The organism is Promicromonospora sp. NPDC090134 (assembly GCF_044746965.1).
Taxonomy (GTDB): Bacteria; Actinomycetota; Actinomycetes; order Actinomycetales; family Cellulomonadaceae; genus Promicromonospora.
The window spans coordinates 90592-106938 of the sequence record NZ_JBIVCZ010000005.1 but is presented as its reverse complement, the minus strand read 5'-3'; the positions used below and the strand labels follow the sequence as shown (position 1 = coordinate 106938).

Sequence of the window (16347 nt, the reverse complement as noted above, 5' to 3'; positions counted from 1 at the left end):
CGCCGGGTACTACTCGGACGGCTCCGCGGAGGGCTCCTCGGAGCTGGCCGCCTCGCCCGTGATCGCCTGGGTCAACGCGCCCGGGGTCTGCCAGTCCTCGAACCGCTCGCCGTCGATCACGACGGTGGGCGTACCGAAGCCACCCTGGGCGTTGGCCAGGGCCTCGTCGTTGGTCGCGAGCTCCGTCGAGGCCTCGACCCACTCCCGGTAGGTGTCGGTCGCGTCGCCGTCGGTGATGCCCGCGGCGACGTCGGCCGGCACGCCCGCCTGCTCGGCGACCTGGGCGATCTGCTCGTCGGACAGACCCGCGGTGTTCTCCTCCGGCTGGCTCGCGAACATCGCGTCGTGGAACGCGGCGAACTGCTCCGGGGCGCGGTCGGCGACCCAGGCCGCCGCCGATGCCGCACGTGTCGAGTACTCGGTGCCCTGGGAGGTGCGGTCCAGGATCGAGACCGGGTGCACCACGAACGTGACGTCACCGGCCTCGCGCATCTCGGTGATGCTCGCGCTGTTGGTCTGCTCGAACTGGCCGCAGATGGGGCACATGTAGTCGACGTACACGTCGAGCGTCTTGGCGCCCTCGTTCGAGGTGCCCGCGGCGCCGTCGGCACCCACGGGAATCCCGGTCTCCTGCACCACGCCGGCCGGGATGTTCTCGACCTTCTCCATGGCCGTCTTCTGCGACTCCATGAAGATCAGGACGACCGCCACGACCAGGATGATAATTCCGAGCCCGAGGAGTCCGAGCACGATCAGGCGGCTGCGCTTCTCGCGTGCCTGCTGCTTCTTCTGGAGAGCAAGGGCCTCGGCACGGGCCGCGTCGCGGCGCTGTGCCTTGGTCTGATTCGTCGACATCGGGGTCCTTCGAGATGCGGGCCAATGGGGCGAGGCGCGACACGCGCCTTCACCCAGCCTACTAGCGTTCGCTGGGAGACCGCTGAACGTTTCTGTACGATCCGGACACCAGGACCGGGGTCACCAGGTCACGGCGGGCCGGTCGCCCAGCGGCCACCAGACGACGTCCACCGGGCTGCCGAACAGGGGCATCGCGGCGAGCAGCGCGAGCGCCAGCACGACCAGGGTGACCAGCGTCTTCGAGCCCTTGGTCGGGGCGATCCGGCGCAGCAGCGGCCCGGCCCCGACCCGGGTCCCGTACGACGCCGGACCCCACCACGTCACGACCACGGTGACCAGCATCCCGACGGCGAGCACCAGGCTGTCGACGATCGGCTGGTTCATGCCGCCCACGGACCGCGCCTCGACGGCCGGGACGGGGGCGATGATCACGTTGCCGGGCGCGAAGACCAGCAGTCCCAGCAGCACCACGATCACCCCGGCGCAGATGCCGACGGCCACGGCCGGCAGCACGCCGAACACGGCGCGTACGAGGTGCCAGGGGGACACGAGGGTCGCCACCAGCGCGTCGCTGCGGCTCGGTCCGCGCCGCGCGCGGCGGCTGCGGAACTCGTCGACGGCGATGCCGGCCAGCCGGGTCACGACGAGCAGGACCACCAGTGCGGCGACTGCGGCGCCCGGCCGGGTCGCGGCGAGCGTCATGAGAGCGAGGGTGAGCGTCAGGAACAGCGTGCGGTAGCCGGTGACACGTGCGGGGTTCGCCGGCTCCGGCAGGAGGGCGGTCCCGCCCGACGACGCGCCCGGACCCGGCGAGCCCACCGCCCGGCCCGTGACCGACCGGCCCTTGGCCCTGCCCACACCCTGCGCCAGGTCGCCCACGCCGCCCACGGGGTCGGGGTTGCGCGCGGCAGCGGCGGCTCCCGCCGCCGCCCCGACCCCGGCACCGCCCGCCGCCGCGGAGACGGGTCGCCTGCGGGGCAGCAGGCCCTTCGGCATGACGCGCGTCGAGCTGGCGTCGCCCGCCACCACGACGGTCCCGTCGCCGGTGGGGTCGAGGACCGCCGTCTCCGAACCGCCCTCCCCCGTGGTCGCGGCGACGAAGGCGTCCGACTCGGCCTTGAGCGCCCGCGCCACCTCGTTCGGCCCCCAGCGTTCGGCGGGTACGGCCCGGAGCGCCGCCGTGAGCGCCCGGCCGGCCCGCGGCTGCAGCCCGTCGAGGTCGGCCTGGCCCTGCCGCGAGCGGCGCAGCACGAGCTCGGTGGGCCGCACGCCGAACGGCGCGCGGCCGGTGCCGGCGAACGCGAGGACGGCGGCCCAGGACCACCAGTCGGTGTCGGGGCCGGGCTCCGCGCCGTCGAGCAGCTCGGGCGCGAGGTAGCCGGGGGTGCCCATGACGAACCCGGTCCGGGTCGCCCGCACGTCGCCCGGGCCCTGCGCGAGCCCGAAGTCGATCAGGACCGGCCCGGTGCGCGCGATGAGCACGTTGGACGGCGTCAGGTCCCGGTGCACCACGCCGGTGCCGTGGACGGCCTCGAGGGCGTCCGCGAGCTGGTCGGCGAGCTCGAAGAGGTCGCGGGAGTCCAGGGGCCCGCGCGCGTCGATCTCCTCCTCGAGCGTGGGGCCCTCGACGAGCTCGGTGACGATGAAGGCGTCAGGACCCTCGAGCTCGGCGTCCAGCACCCGGGCCACGGCGGGGTGCCTCAGGCCCCGCAGCGCGGTGGCCTCGCGGCGCAGCCGCTCGCGGGCCGCGGGGTCGTCGAGGTGGCGGTGGAGCATCTTCAGCGCGACGGCGTTCCCGCCGTCGTCCTGGGCGCGGTAGACGGCGCCCATCGCGCCCGACCCGATCTCGCGCACGACCGTGTACCCGCCGAGCTTCGCACCGGCAGCGGGGCCGGCACCGTGCGGGGGCGCGATCGAGGCCTCCACCTCCTCCATGAGGCACACCGTAGCCGTCACCGACAGCGGACGCCCGCCAGCATCCAGCCCCTGACCAGCACCGCGACGGGCCGACGTTCGAGTGGAGCCGGACTTCGTTACTCTGAGCAGGGAAGAGACCTCGTTACTCTTGACGCAGCAGAGCGAGAATCATCCACACATAAGGAGCAGTACATTGCCGGGTAAAGACGGGTACGATCTGGTCGTCGTCGCGAACCGGCTCCCGGTCGACTTCTCGGTCGGCCCCACCGGTGACCTCACCTGGCAGAGGTCACCAGGCGGCCTGGTCACGGCACTCGAACCGGTCATGCAGGGCGCGGACGGCGCCTGGGTCGGCTGGTCCGGCGCCCCCGACCTCGCGCACGAGCCCTTCGAGGCGGACGGCATGCTGCTGGTGCCGGTCACGCTCAGCGCCACCGAGATCGAGCGCTACTACGAGGGCTTCTCCAACGGGACCCTCTGGCCGCTCTACCACGACGTCATCGAGCGGCCGGACTACCACCGCCAGTGGTGGGACGCCTACCGCCGGGTCAACCAGCGCTTCGCCGACGCCGCCGCCGAGCAGGCCGCGGAGGGCGCCGTCGTCTGGGTGCACGACTACCAGCTCCAGCTCGTCCCCCGCATGCTGCGCGACCTGCGGCCGGACCTGCGCATCGGGTTCTTCGACCACATCCCGTTCCCGCCGGTCGAGCTGTTCGCGCAGCTCCCGTGGCGACGGCAGATCATCGACGGCCTGCTCGGCGCGGACCTCGTGGGCTTCCAGCGCAACGGCGACGCCGCGAACTTCGTGCGCTCGGCGCGGCGGCTGACCGGGTTCACCACGCGCGGCCCCGTCATCACCATCCCGGACGCCGACGGGCGCCCCGGCCGGCACGTGCGCGCGTCGTCGTTCCCGATCTCGATCGACTCCCACCGGTTCGACACGCTCGCGCGCACCCCCGAGGTCCAGGCCCGCGCCAAGGAGATCAAGGCCGACCTCGGCAACCCGGACACGCTCATGCTCGGCGTCGACCGGCTCGACTACACCAAGGGCATCCGGCACCGCATCAAGGCGTACGGCGAGCTGCTCGACGACGGCCGCCTCGACGTCGAGCACGCGACCCTCGTGCAGGTCGCGAGCCCCAGCCGCGAGAACGTCGGCGCCTACCAGGATCTCCGTGAGCACGTCGAGGTCCTGGTCGGCCGGATCAACGGCGAGTACGGCGAGCTCGGCCACTCCGCCATCCACTACCTGCACCACTCCTACCCGCCGGAGGAGATGGCGGCGCTCTACCTCGCCGCCGACGTGCTGCTGGTGACCTCGCTGCGCGACGGCATGAACCTGGTGGCCAAGGAGTACATCGCCGCCCGCTCCGACGACCGCGGCGCCCTGGTCCTGAGCGAGTTCACCGGAGCGGCCGACGAGCTCTCCCCCGGCCCGCTGCTCGTCAACCCGCACGACATCGACGGCATGAAGGACATCATCGTGGCCGCCGCGACCATGGACCCCCGGGAGCAGCGGCGCCGCATGCGGCGCCTGCGTCGCAAGGTCCTGTCCGACGACGTCGCGAAGTGGTCGGAGACCTTCCTCGGCGTGCTCACCGCCGTGCCGGCCCGGCCGCTCAGCGTGGACCCGCGCTCGGCGGAGCCCCGGCACCACAACCTCCGGGACGCCCTGACGGCGTTCACCACCGTGCCCGACGGCATCCCTGCCAAGGGCCGGCTCGCGCGCATGGGCAACGGGAACGGACGCCGCAAGAAGCCGACGACGGGCTGGCTGCTCGCCTCCGACTTCGACGGGACGCTGGCGCCGCTCGTGGACGACCCCAAGTCGTCGACCATGACGCGCGCGGCCCGGACCGCGGTCGAGCAGCTGCACGCGCTGGCGCAGGAGGCACCGGTGCGCCTCGCGTTCGTCTCCGGCCGCGACCTGTCCGACCTCGCCGAGCGCACCGTCGCCCCCGAGGGCACGTTCCTCGTGGGCAGCCACGGCGCCGAGGCCGGGCGGGCCACCCCGACCGGCGTCGACCAGGTGCCCTTCCAGCTGACCACCGTCCAGTCCGGCCAGCTCGACGCGCTCGTCGCGGGCTTCGAGTCCGCGGTGTCCGGCCGCGAGGGGGCATGGGTGCAGGTCAAGCCCGCGGCCGCCGTCGTGCACACGCGGCTGGCGAGCGTGGACGACGCCGCTGCCATCACCGTGGCCGCCGACGAGGTCGCGGCCAACCTGGGCCTGCCCGTGATGCACGGCAAGGACGTGGTCGAGGTGTCGGTGGTGACCACCAGCAAGGGCGAGGCGCTGCGCCGGCTGCGCGGCACCGTGGCGGCCGAGCTGGGCGTCGAGAAGGTGCGCGTCCTGTACGCGGGCGACGACACCACCGACGAGCAGGCCTTCGGCGCGCTCGAGGCCGGCGACCTGTCGATCAAGGTGGGCACGGGCGACACCCTCGCCTCCCACCGCGTGCCCGACCAGGACGCGCTCGCCGCCGTCCTGGCCGGCCTCGCCCGCACGCTGCGCGGGGAGGACTGACCCGTACGTGACCCGGTCGATACCGCGGCCTTGACCAACCGGGGTACGATCGCGCTGCAACAGTGTCACCGCCGACACGCGAGTGGAAGCAACGGCACCCGACCACAACGGATCGTCCGGCACGTACCTGCCGGTGGAGGGATGTTTTCTCATGGCTACGGTCACTTTCGACCACGCGACGCGCGTCTACCCGGGCACGGAGCGCCCGGCCGTCGACCAGCTGAACCTGGAGATCGAGGACGGCGAGTTCCTCGTCCTCGTCGGCCCGTCCGGCTGCGGCAAGTCCACCTCGCTGCGCATGCTCGCGGGGCTCGAGGACGTCAACGGCGGGCACATCTTCATCGGTGACCGCGACGTCACCGACGTGCAGCCCAAGGACCGCGACATCGCGATGGTCTTCCAGAACTACGCGCTCTACCCGCACATGTCGGTGGCGGACAACATGGGCTTCGCCCTGAAGATCGCGGGCACCCCGAAGGCGGAGATCCGCCAGCGGGTCGAGGAGGCCGCGAAGATCCTCGACCTCACCGAGTACCTCGACCGCAAGCCGAAGGCCCTCTCGGGTGGTCAGCGTCAGCGTGTCGCCATGGGCCGCGCCATCGTGCGCCAGCCGCAGGTGTTCCTCATGGACGAGCCGCTGTCGAACCTCGACGCCAAGCTCCGCGTCCAGACCCGTACGCAGATCGCGTCGCTGCAGCGCCGCCTGGGCGTCACCACGGTCTACGTGACCCACGACCAGACCGAGGCCCTCACGATGGGTGACCGCATCGCGGTCCTCAACGCCGGCATCCTGCAGCAGGTCGGCACCCCGCGCGAGATGTACGACCGCCCGAACAACGTCTTCGTCGCCGGCTTCATCGGCTCCCCCGCCATGAACATCGGCACGTTCGACGTCAAGGAGGGCCAGGTCAAGGTCGGTTCGGCCAGCGTGCCGCTGGACCGCTCCATCGCGAGCAACCTGGCCGAGGCCGACGGCGGCAAGGTCACCCTGGGCTTCCGGCCCGAGGCGCTCGACGTCGTCTCCACCGGCACCGCCGGCTCGTTCGAGGTCGAGGTCAACCTGGTCGAGGAGCTCGGCTCCGACGCCTTCGTCTACGGCTCGCTCAAGGGCGACGCCGCCGACGTCGACCTCAGCGCCGGCGACACCAACCAGGTCATCGTGCGCATCGACCCGCGCGGTGTGCCGGACAAGGGCGACGTCATCTCCGTCGCCATCCAGGCCGGCCACTCGCACGTGTTCTCCGCGACCACGGGTGAGCGCCTCGGCTGAGCCGAAGCTCCCTCGCCGAGGTAGAACCGTGGCGAAGTAGAACTGTGGCGAGACAGAACGTCGGCACCAGCCGGCGTCCTGTCTCGCCACAGTTCTATCTCGCCGTAGTTCTGCCTCGGCGCTTCCGTCATCCAGAATGGTGCCCATGCCCCAGCAGAACCTCCAGATCACCGCGGTCGCACCCGACCCCACTCTGCTGGACCTCCCCTGGCACATCCCCCTGGCCGAGTGGCCGGACGAGGTGCTCGCCGCCCTGCCCCAGGGCATCTCGCGGCACGTGGTCCGCTTCGTCAACCACGGCGGTCGCGTGCTGGCGATCAAGGAGATCGGCGAGACCGTCGCCTACCGCGAGTACGCGCTGCTGCGCCAGCTGCACCGCATCGAGGTGCCCTCGGTCGTACCCGTCGGCGTCATCACAGGCCGCAGCGCGCCCGACGGCGAGCGGCTCGAGGCCGTGCTGATCACCGAGCACCTGCCGTTCTCGCTGCCCTACCGCGCCCTGTTCAGCCAGGACCTGCGGCCCGACACCGCCACGCGGCTCATCGACGCCCTCGCGGTGCTCCTGGTGCGCCTGCACCTCGTCGGCTTCTACTGGGGCGACGTCTCGCTGTCCAACACGCTCTTCCGGCGTGACGCGGAGACCTTCGCCGCCTACCTGGTCGACGCCGAGACCGGCGACATGCACCGCCAGCTCACGGACGGCCAGCGCAACTACGACGTCGACCTGGCGCGCACCAACATCATCGGCGAGCTGATGGACCTCGCCGCGGGCGAGCTGCTCGACGAGGACGTCGACGAGGTGTCCATCGGCGACGCCCTGGTGGAGCGCTACCAGGAGCTGTGGGCCGCGCTGACCATCTCGGAGGCGTTCGACTCCGAGGAGCGCTGGCGCGTCGCCGCGCGCATCGAGCGGCTCAACGACCTCGGCTTCGACGTGGGCGAGCTGGAGATCACCACGGACATCGACGGCACCAAGGTGCGCATCCAGCCCAAGGTGGTCGACGCCGGGCACCACTCCCGCCGGCTGCTGCGCCTCACGGGGTTGGACGTCCAGGAGAACCAGGCGCGCCGCATGCTCAACGACCTGGACAGCTTCCGCGCCGCGACCGACCGGCAGAACGACCAGGAGCAGATCGTGGCGCACGCCTGGGTGCGCCAGGTCTTCCGCCCGACGATCGACGCCGTGCCCCGCGAGATGCGGCGCAAGCTGGAGCCCGCGCAGCTCTTCCACGAGATCCTCGACCACCGCTGGTTCATCTCCCAGCAGGCGCAGCGGGACATCCCGCTGCCCGAGGCAGCGACGTCGTACGTGGAGAACGTGCTGCGGCACCGCCCCGACGAGGACGCCCTGCTCGGCCTCGCACCGGGCGAGGCCGAGCAGCAGGCCTGACCAGGGCCTAGCTCGCCTCCGCGCGCTGCCTGGCCACCTCGTAGAGCGTGATGCCCGCCGCCACCGCGGCGTTCAGCGACTCCGTCGTGGCCGCGATCGGGATCGAGACCACCGCGTCGCACGCATCGCGCACCAGGCGGGACAGCCCCTTGCCCTCCGACCCGACCACCAGCACCAGCGGGTCGTTCGCGTACGCGAGCTCGCCCACGGGCATGTCGCCGCCCGCGTCGAGGCCCACCACGAAGCAGCCGGTCTTCTTCAGCTCGGCGAGCTCGCGCGCCAGGTTGGTCGCACGCGCCACGGGCACACGCGCGGCGGCGCCCGCGGACACCTTCCACGCCGACGCCGTCACGCCCGCCGCGCGCCGCTCCGGCACCAGCACGCCGTGCGCGCCGAACGCCCCGGCGGACCGCAGCACGGCCCCGAGGTTGCGGGGGTCGGTGACGCCGTCCAGCGCCACGATCAGCGGGGGCTCCCCCGCCTCGGCCGCGACGTCGAGCAGGTCGTCGGCGTCCTTGTAGTCGTAGGCCGGCACCTTCATCGCGACGCCCTGGTGCACGGCGCCGTCGGTGATCTTGTCCAGGTCGAGGCGCGACGCCTCGAACATCGGCAGGCTGCGCGCGTGCGCGATCTCCAGGATCTCCTGGGTGCGGTCGTCCGACTCCAGGCGCGAGGCCAGGTAGATCCCCTCGGTGGGCATCTCCGCGCGCAGTGCCTCCAGCACGGCGTTGCGGCCGGCGACGACCTCGGCCGCCCCGGCGCCCTTGCGGCCGGCGCCGCGCCCGCCCGGGCTGCCCGGACGGCGTCCGGCCGCGGTGGCCCGCTTCTCGGCCGCGACCTTGCGCTGGTGCGCGGGGTGGTACGTACGGTCCTCCGCCTTGGGGGTCGGGCCCTTGCCGCGCAGCGCCTTGCGGCTGTGACCGCCGGTGCCGACCTGCGCGCCCTTCTTGGAGCCGACCTTGCGCACCGCTCCGGCGCGCTTGGAATTGCCTGCCATCTTTGTTTCTCGTCTCTAGCCGGGGTGTCAGATCAGGAGAGGGACCAGCGGGCCCCGTCGGCGTTGTCCTGGACCTCGATGCCCGCGGCCGCGAGGCGGTCCCGGATCGCGTCGGAGGTGGCCCAGTCCTTCGCGGCGCGTGCCTCCGCGCGCGCCTTGAGCTCCGCGGCCACGAGGCCGTCCAGGGCCGTCGCATACCGGTCGTCGCCCGACGTCGACCACTGCGGGTCGGCCGGGTCCAGGCCCAGCACGTCCAGCATCGCACGGAGCGTCACCAGCGCGTCGCGGACGGCGGCGTCGCTCCCGGAGGCAAGGGCCGTGTTGCCGGCCCGCAGGTGCTCGTGCACGACGGCGAGCGCCTGCGGCACGTTCAGGTCGTCGTCCATCGCGGCCGCGAACGCCCCGGGGACGTCCGCCTTGGCGACCTCCTCGGCCGGGACGTCGCCCACCCGCTCCGAGGCGCGCGTGACGAAGCCGGACAGGCGCTCCCACGTGGTGCGCGCCTCGTCCAGGGTGTCGGGCGCCCACTCGAGCATGGACCGGTACTGCACGGCGACCAACGCGTAGCGCACCACGGGCGCGGGCGCCTGGGCCAGCAGCTCGCTGACGAGCAGCCCGTTGCCCAGCGACTTCGACATCTTGACGCCGGCCTGGGTGACCCACGCGACGTGCATCCAGCGCTGCGCGAACCCGTAGCCCGCGGCCCGCGACTGCGCCTGCTCGTTCTCGTGGTGCGGGAACCGCAGGTCGAGGCCGCCGCCGTGGATGTCGAACGTCTCGCCCAGGTAGCGGCGGGCCATGGCGGAGCACTCCAGGTGCCAGCCGGGGCGGCCGCGCCCGTACGGGGTGTCCCAGGACGCCGACTCCGGCTCGCCCGGCTTGGGCGCCTTCCACAGTGCGAAGTCGTGCGGGTTCTTCTTGTCCGCCGCGGCGGAGCCCGCGGCGACCTCCGCGCCCTCCTCGGGGCTGAGGTCCTCGACCCGCTGCCGGGTCAGCTCGCCGTAGGCGGGCCAGGAGTGGACGTCGAACCAGACGTTGCCCTCGCCGGTGCTGTAGGCGTGGCCCTTCTCGACGAGGCGCTCCATGAGCGCGACCATCTCGGGCACGCTGCCCGTGGCCCGCGGCTCGTAGGTGGGCGGGACGACGCCGAGCGCGTCGTACGCCTGGGTGAACACGCGCTCGTACAGCGCGGCGTGCGCCCACCACTCGCGGCCGGCGGCGGCCGACTTGGCCAGCACCTTGTCGTCGATGTCGGTGACGTTGCGGATCAGGGTGACCTTCAGGCCCCGCCGGGTGAGCCACCGGCGCAGCACGTCGAACGCGATGACCGGGCGCAGATGGCCGACGTGCGGGGGTGCCTGCACCGTGGCGCCACACAGGTAGATGCCGACCTCGCCCGGGGTGATGGGGGTGAAGTCGCGCACCTCGCGCGCAGCGGTGTCAAACAGGCGAATAGTCACCTGTCAAGGGTACCGGCGCTTCAGGCTCCCGCCTCGACAACTGCCCGGGCTCGTTCCAGGGTCTGCCGCATGCCCCGCGGTCTAGGCGTCGTCCCCGAGCAGCCGGGCCACGTGCCGGTGCCCGCGCGCCTCGTACCCGACGACCGAGATCGCCGGCGCGAGCATCACCAGGAGCAGGGCCCACGACATGGGGACGCCCGCCGACGCGGCGGCGACGGCCACGGCGAGCATCGCGACCGTGCCGAGCACCAGGTACAGGTGCAGCGGGCTGACCGACCGGCTGAGGACCCAGAACTGGACGTAGTCGGCCACCACGAACACGAGCACGGGGACGGCGACCGCGAGCACCGTCCCGACGGCGCCGAGGTGCGAGTGCCCCTCCAGGTAGTAGCCGGCCACGTGCAGCCCGGCCCCGACGCCGGCGAGCGCCGCGAAGACCACGATGTTGCCGTAGCCCCAGGCGAACGACCGCTCGCGGTACCGGTGCAGCAGCTCGGCGTCGGGCGTGAGGTAGTACGTCCACCAGAGGCCGAACGTGAGGCCGGTGCCCGCGAGCGCCACAAGGGCGGCGTCGAGCGTCCATCCGGAGCCCTCCACGGTGGCGGACAGCGACGCGACGGTGCCGATCACGCCCTCGCCGAGCGTGATGATGGCGAGCAGCCCGTAGCGCTCCGCCATGTGGTGGGCGTGCCACGGCGTGCTCTGCCGGCCGGTGCCGGGCGTGCCGAACCGCTCCGCGAGCCACGGACCCGCCATCTCCCCGATCCCCAGCAGCACGCCGCACACGAGGAAGACGGGCACGGTCACGGGCGCGACGGCCAGGATCACCCAGCCGATCTGCGTGATGACCAGCGTGCGCACGTACCCCATGCAGATGGCCCGGTACTCGGGTGCCTGGCGGGCCGCGCGCAGCCACTGCACGAGCATGGCCAGCCGCATCACGACGTACCCGGCGACCATGACCTCGTTGTGCACGCGGTCGCCCTCGTCGAGGGAGCTGAACATCTCGGGCAGGCCGAGCGCGAGGATCACGACGCCGATCATCTGCACCATCGTGGTGACGCGGTAGAACCAGTCGTCGGTGTCGAACGCGGAGGCGAACCAGCTGAAGTTGATCCACGCCCAGCAGATGGCGAACATCGAGAACGCGAACCCGATGATGCCCGACGCGGCGTGCCCCTCCGCGAGGAGGTGGGCGCCCTGCTCGCCGGCCACCCCGAACGCGACCACGAACGTGAGGTCGAACAGCAGCTCCAGCGGGGTCGCCGTGCGCGCCGGCTCGTGCGGGTCGCGACCCGTCATCGGCCGGTTGCGGTGGTGCAGTGTGGACATGGGCTTGTTCTACCCGATCCCGCGCCGGCGGGCCTAGCCGAAGTTGCGGCCCTCGCCCCGGTAGGTCGGCACCGTCTCGGTGATCTCGGCCCCTCGTACGAGGTGCACCTGGTCGAACCGCTCCATCATCTCGCCGGCCTTCGCGTGCCGGAGCCAGACCCGGTCGCCGGTGCGGAGCACGCCGCCGTCCGCCCGCGTGGCCTTGAGCGGCGTCTGCACCTCGCCCGCGCCTTCGGTCCCGCTCAGCGTGTAACCGGGCGTGAACAGGCGCGGCAGTCGCAGCTTGCCCGCCTGGCCGGACGCCGCGTACCCGCCCGCGAACGCGGTCACCCAGCCGGGTGCGGGCTCGCGGACCACGTCCAGGCCGAAGAACGCCGCCGGCCGCGCCTCGAAGGAGCGGTAGCCGTCGAACAGCCCCGGCGCGAACAGCCCGGAACCGGAGGTCACCTCGGTGACGCCGGGCGCGCTCCCGCTCACCTCGATCGACCCGGTCCCGCCCGCGTTGACCAGCTCCACCTCGTGCCCGACGGCGTCGCGCACCGCCGTGAGGATCCGCACCCGGCGCTCGTTCACCTCGCGCATCGTGAGCCGCTTGACGACCCGGACGGCGGGGCTGGTGTCCGGCAGGCCGGCCACCTGGGCCTCGTAGAACATCAGGCCGCGCACCGCGAGGCCCTTGGCCTGGGCCACGGTCGCCAGGGCGGCGACGTCGCCGGGCTCGCGCAGGGGCGAGCGGCGCACGCCCAGGTGCGCGGTCAGCGGCCCGACGCCGACCCGCAGCGAGCAGTCGACGTCCAGGCAGACCTGGATCGGCCGCCCGGCCTCCGTGCGCGCCGTGGCGGCGGCCGGGCCGCCCGCGCTCACGCGCTCCTCCGCCTCGGCGATCAGGCCGAGGTGGGCCACGTCGTCGACCATCAGGGTGATCTCGGCGCGCGCGGTCGCGTCGGCGGCCAGCGTGGCCAGCGCCTCCCGGTCCACCGTCGGGTACCCGACCAGCACGTCGCGCGTGCCCTCGCCGACCAGCCACAGCGCCTCGCGCAGCGAGTAGGCCATGACACCGGCGAACCCGTGCCCGAGCGCCCGCTCGACCAGCGAGCGCACGCGCACGGACTTCGACGCGACGCGGACGGGTACGCCGTCGGCCCGCTTGAGGATGTCGAGCGCGTTGGTGTCGAACACGTCCAGGTCGACCACGGCGACGGGGGCCGGCAGGCCGGACGTGGCGGCGGAAAGCCGCGCGGCGATGTCTGCTGCGGAGCTCATGCCCGAACGCTACTCCGGTTCTGTCCAGCAGCGCGGGGCCCGTGGGATAGTGCTCCGGTGATCTGGACGAACTGGGCACGCAACGTGACCGCCACGCCCGCGCGACTCGAGCAGCCGGCCTCGGAGGACGAGCTGTCCGACGCCGTGCGCCGCGCCGTGAAGGACGGGCACACCGTGCGCGCCGTCGGCGCCGGGCACTCGTTCATGCCGGCCGCGGCCACGGACGGCGTGCTGCTCAACCTCGACCAGCTCGACGCCCTGCACCGCGTGGAGCGCGACCCCGACACCGGGCACGCCCTGGTCACGGTGGGCGCGGGCATGCGGCTGCACCAGCTCAACCGGATCCTGGCCGAGCGCGGGCTGGCCATGCAGAACCTCGGCGACATCGACCGGCAGTCGGTGGCCGGCGCCATCTCCACCGGCACGCACGGCACGGGCGCACGGTTCGGCGGCCTCGCCACCCGCGTGCGCGCGCTGACGGTGGTGGGGCCCGACGGCGACGTCGTGCGCGCCGCGCCCACCGAGCGCCACGACCTGTTCGAGGCCTCCCGCCTCGGCCTCGGCGCCACCGGCGTGCTGAGCACGGTGACCATCGAGGCGGTCCCCGCCTTCGACCTGCACGCCGTCGAGGAGCCCTGGCCCCTGGACCGCGTCCTCGAGGAGCTCGACGACCTCGTGGCGGGCAGCGACCACTTCGAGTTCTACTGGTTCCCGGCGACGCGGCGCGCCCTGACGCTGCGCAACACCCGGGTCGACGCCGGGGTGAACGCGGGCTCGGGCCTGGCGCACTCCCTGCGGAAGGCGGCCGGGGCGGCCCGCTCCTTCCTCGACGAGGAGGTGCTGTCGAACGCGCTCTTCGGGACCGTCAACCAGATCGCGACCCTGCTCCCGGCGGCGACCCCCACGCTGAACGCGATCTCGGCCCGCGCCCTGAGCGCCCGCCGCTACACGGCGCCGTCGCACCAGGTGTTCTGCACCCACCGTCGCGTGCGGTTCCGCGAGATGGAGTACGCGGTGCCGCGGGCCGCGGTGGTCGACGTGCTGAACCAGCTCGACGCCTGGCAGCGGTCCACCGGCGAGAACGTCCCGTTCCCGGTCGAGGTGCGCTTCGCCCCCGCCGACGACGTGTGGCTCTCGACCGCGTACGGCCGCGACACCGCGTACGTCGCCGTGCACCAGTACTGGCGCCTGCCCTACGCGCGGTACTTCGACGCCGCCGAGCAGATCTTCACCGCCGCGGGCGGGCGCCCGCACTGGGGCAAGATGCACACGCGCGACGCCGACTACCTCGCGGGCCAGTACCGGCGGTTCGGCGACTTCCGCCGGGCGCGCGAGGCAGCCGACCCCGAGGGCGTGTTCGCCAACCCGTACACCCAGCGGGTCTTCGCCATCTAGACCCGGCCGGGGACAGCGAGCCCTCAGGGCTGCATGTCGTCGAACACGTCGTGGGTCAGGTCGGCGAAGGCGGACCGCGCCGCGGCGTCGTCCTGGTCGACCATCCAGGCCAGCTCGATGCCGTCGATGCGGATGGCCACCGTGCGTGACAGCGCGTCGATGTCGGTCCGGTACTTGGCCTCGGCGACCTCGGCCAGCCGCAGCAGGTACTCCCGCGTCATCACGATGCTCTGCTTGAGGTGCGCCTGCGCCACCTCGCGCAGCACCGGCGTGCGCGCGCCCGAGACGGCGAACTCGAAGGTGAGCAGCCGCATGTGCTGGTGCTGCTTGAGACCCGTCAGGAGGGCGTCCACGGCCGTGGCGGCCAGGGTCGTGCGGTCCGGCCCGACCTCCAGCGCCGAGATCATGGGCTCGGACGCCCGCATCGCGATGGCACGGCCCATGGCCCGCAGCATCGCGTCCTTGTCGTCGAAGCAGTAGTGCACCGTACCCAGCGAGATGCCGGCCTCCTGCGCCACGCGGCGAACGGTCACCGACTCGACGCCCTCGCGCATCGCCACGCTCAGCCCGGCCTCGACGATCTCGGCGCGCCGCTCGTCCAGCGGCTTGCGCTTGTTGTTCATGCCACGACCCTGCCGTCGGGCACCACGAGCGCCGTCGCGATCGCCGCGACACCCTCGCCGCGCCCGGTCAGCCCGAGCGCATCCGTCGTGGTCGCGGTAAGGGACACGGGCGCGCCCGCGGCGGCGGACAGCGCCGCCTGAGCCTCGTCGCGCCGCGTGCCCACCCGCGGATGGTTTCCGATCACCTGAACAGCCACATTACCGATCATGTACCCCGCAGCCCGAACGCGCCTCGCGGCCTCGGCCAGGAGCGTGGTCCCGGAGGCCCCCGCCCACTCGGGACGGCCGGTCCCGAAGTGCGACCCGAGATCGCCCAGGCCCGCCGCGGAGAACAGCGCGTCCGCCGCCGCGTGCGCGGCGACGTCGGCGTCGGAGTGCCCGGCCAGGCCGCGTTCGCCCGGCCAGTGCAGGCCCCCGAGCCACATCTCGCGGTCCGACCCGTCCGGCGCGAAGGCGTGCACGTCGACGCCGATGCCCGTGCGCGGCAAGGGGTACGCGGCGGCCGGGACCACGGGGGCCGGCGTGCTCGACGGGTCGGTCATGCGTTGCTCTCCTGCAGCACGAGGGACGCGAGCCACAGGTCGCGTTCGGTGGTGATCTTGAAGGCGGCGGCGTCCCCCGGCACGATGTGGACCGGCTCGCCGAGCACCTCGACGAGGCCGGCGTCGTCCGTCGCCGCGAGGTGCTCCGCCCGGGCCCGGGCGGCGCCCGTCCGGTGCGCGCGCACCAGCAGGTCGCGCGCGAACCCCTGGGGCGTCTGCACGGCCCGCAGCATCGAGCGGTCCGGGGTGCCGGTGACCAGCTCGGCGTCGCCGTCCGGCCGCACCTGCTTCACCGTGTCCGTGACCGGCAGGCCGGGCACCACGGCCCCGTGGCCGCTGCGGACGGCGGCAACGACCCGCCGGACGAGGTCCGGGGGGACGAGCGGACGAGCCGCGTCGTGCACCAGCACCACGTCGTCACCCGGCCGGGCGAGCGCGAGGCCCGCGTGCACGGAGGCCTGCCGGGTAGGACCGCCGTCCGTCACCTCGACGGGGACGTGGACGTGCGGGTCGTCCGCCATGAGGTCGGCCATCACGCCCACGAGCCCGTCGGGCGCGGTCACCACGAGCGAGTCCACGACTCCCGACGCCGCCAGGCGCCGTGCCGCGTGCAGCACGAGCGGGAAACCGTCGAGCTCCACCAGCGCCTTGGGCAGGTCTCGCCCTAGTCGGGAGCCCGAGCCGGCGGCCGTCAGGATTGCAAGGGTCGTCATCTCGTCGGGGTCCCCACAGGATCATGATTGAAACGAAGGATCCCGTGGGGCACGATGCACCGGTCG

13 protein-coding genes are annotated in these 16347 nt (G+C 73.0%); 4 read left to right on the top strand and 9 right to left on the bottom strand.

All coding sequences use genetic code 11. The features are described from left to right. Nucleotides 1–9: 9 nt before the first annotated feature. Both ACIPN7_RS15175 and ACIPN7_RS15170 read right to left on the bottom strand, forming a co-directional pair. Nucleotides 10–855 carry a DsbA family protein gene (locus ACIPN7_RS15175; RefSeq protein WP_400543526.1) on the bottom strand — a complete coding sequence of 282 codons (846 nt, stop codon included), beginning with the start codon at nt 853–855 and terminating at the stop codon, nt 10–12. A gap of 120 nt (nt 856–975) precedes the next feature. Beyond that, on the bottom strand, nt 976–2790 hold the full coding sequence (locus ACIPN7_RS15170) for a serine/threonine-protein kinase (RefSeq protein ID WP_400543523.1): 1815 nt from the start codon (nt 2788–2790) through the stop codon (nt 976–978). A gap of 175 nt (nt 2791–2965) precedes the next feature. Between ACIPN7_RS15170 and otsB the strand changes: the two genes are divergently transcribed. The 3 genes from otsB to ACIPN7_RS15155 all read left to right on the top strand — a co-directional run bounded on the left by otsB (nt 2966) and on the right by ACIPN7_RS15155 (nt 7956). Continuing rightward, nucleotides 2966–5296 carry a trehalose-phosphatase gene (otsB, locus tag ACIPN7_RS15165; protein ID WP_400543520.1) on the top strand — a complete coding sequence of 777 codons (2331 nt, stop codon included), beginning with the start codon at nt 2966–2968 and terminating at the stop codon, nt 5294–5296. Nucleotides 5297–5447: 151 nt separating this feature from the next. Further along, entirely contained in the window at nt 5448–6566 is a 1119-nt protein-coding gene (locus ACIPN7_RS15160) for an ABC transporter ATP-binding protein (protein WP_400543517.1), read from the top strand. Nucleotides 6567–6711: 145 nt separating this feature from the next. Then, entirely contained in the window at nt 6712–7956 is a 1245-nt protein-coding gene (locus ACIPN7_RS15155; protein WP_377229163.1) for a DUF4032 domain-containing protein, read from the top strand. Between the two features lie 7 nt (nt 7957–7963). Here the strand turns inward: ACIPN7_RS15155 and rlmB are convergent, their stop codons facing one another. From rlmB to ACIPN7_RS15135, 4 genes are all read right to left on the bottom strand, one after another. Beyond that, the gene (rlmB, locus tag ACIPN7_RS15150) at nt 7964–8953 is read right to left on the bottom strand and encodes a 23S rRNA (guanosine(2251)-2'-O)-methyltransferase RlmB (protein ID WP_400543514.1); all 990 of its coding nucleotides are present in this window, start codon (nt 8951–8953) and stop codon (nt 7964–7966) included. 32 nt (nt 8954–8985) lie between these two features. After that, nucleotides 8986–10413, bottom strand: coding sequence for a cysteine--tRNA ligase (cysS, locus tag ACIPN7_RS15145; protein ID WP_400543511.1), 1428 nt, complete (start codon nt 10411–10413; stop codon nt 8986–8988). A gap of 81 nt (nt 10414–10494) precedes the next feature. Then, the gene (locus ACIPN7_RS15140) at nt 10495–11745 is read right to left on the bottom strand and encodes a low temperature requirement protein A (RefSeq protein ID WP_400543508.1); all 1251 of its coding nucleotides are present in this window, start codon (nt 11743–11745) and stop codon (nt 10495–10497) included. 33 nt (nt 11746–11778) lie between these two features. Further along, nucleotides 11779–13008 carry an amino acid deaminase/aldolase gene (locus tag ACIPN7_RS15135; protein ID WP_400543505.1) on the bottom strand — a complete coding sequence of 410 codons (1230 nt, stop codon included), beginning with the start codon at nt 13006–13008 and terminating at the stop codon, nt 11779–11781. Nucleotides 13009–13065: 57 nt separating this feature from the next. Between ACIPN7_RS15135 and ACIPN7_RS15130 the strand changes: the two genes are divergently transcribed. After that, a complete protein-coding gene (locus ACIPN7_RS15130) occupies nt 13066–14403 on the top strand; it encodes a D-arabinono-1,4-lactone oxidase (protein ID WP_400543502.1) in 1338 nt (445 codons plus the stop codon). Between the two features lie 23 nt (nt 14404–14426). On the opposite strand, the gene ACIPN7_RS15125 is transcribed toward ACIPN7_RS15130, so the two are convergent. From ACIPN7_RS15125 to ispD, 3 genes are read right to left on the bottom strand one after another with little or no spacing between them, the layout of a single operon-like run. Next, a complete protein-coding gene (locus ACIPN7_RS15125) occupies nt 14427–15026 on the bottom strand; it encodes a TetR/AcrR family transcriptional regulator (RefSeq protein ID WP_400543499.1) in 600 nt (199 codons plus the stop codon). Next, nucleotides 15023–15568, bottom strand: coding sequence for a 2-C-methyl-D-erythritol 2,4-cyclodiphosphate synthase (gene ispF, locus ACIPN7_RS15120; protein ID WP_400543496.1), 546 nt, complete (start codon nt 15566–15568; stop codon nt 15023–15025). The genes ACIPN7_RS15125 and ispF overlap by 4 nt, the downstream gene beginning before the upstream one ends. After that, the gene (gene ispD, locus ACIPN7_RS15115) at nt 15565–16281 is read right to left on the bottom strand and encodes a 2-C-methyl-D-erythritol 4-phosphate cytidylyltransferase (RefSeq protein WP_400543493.1); all 717 of its coding nucleotides are present in this window, start codon (nt 16279–16281) and stop codon (nt 15565–15567) included. Before ispD ends, ispF begins: the two co-directional genes overlap by 4 nt. Nucleotides 16282–16347 lie beyond the last annotated feature (66 nt).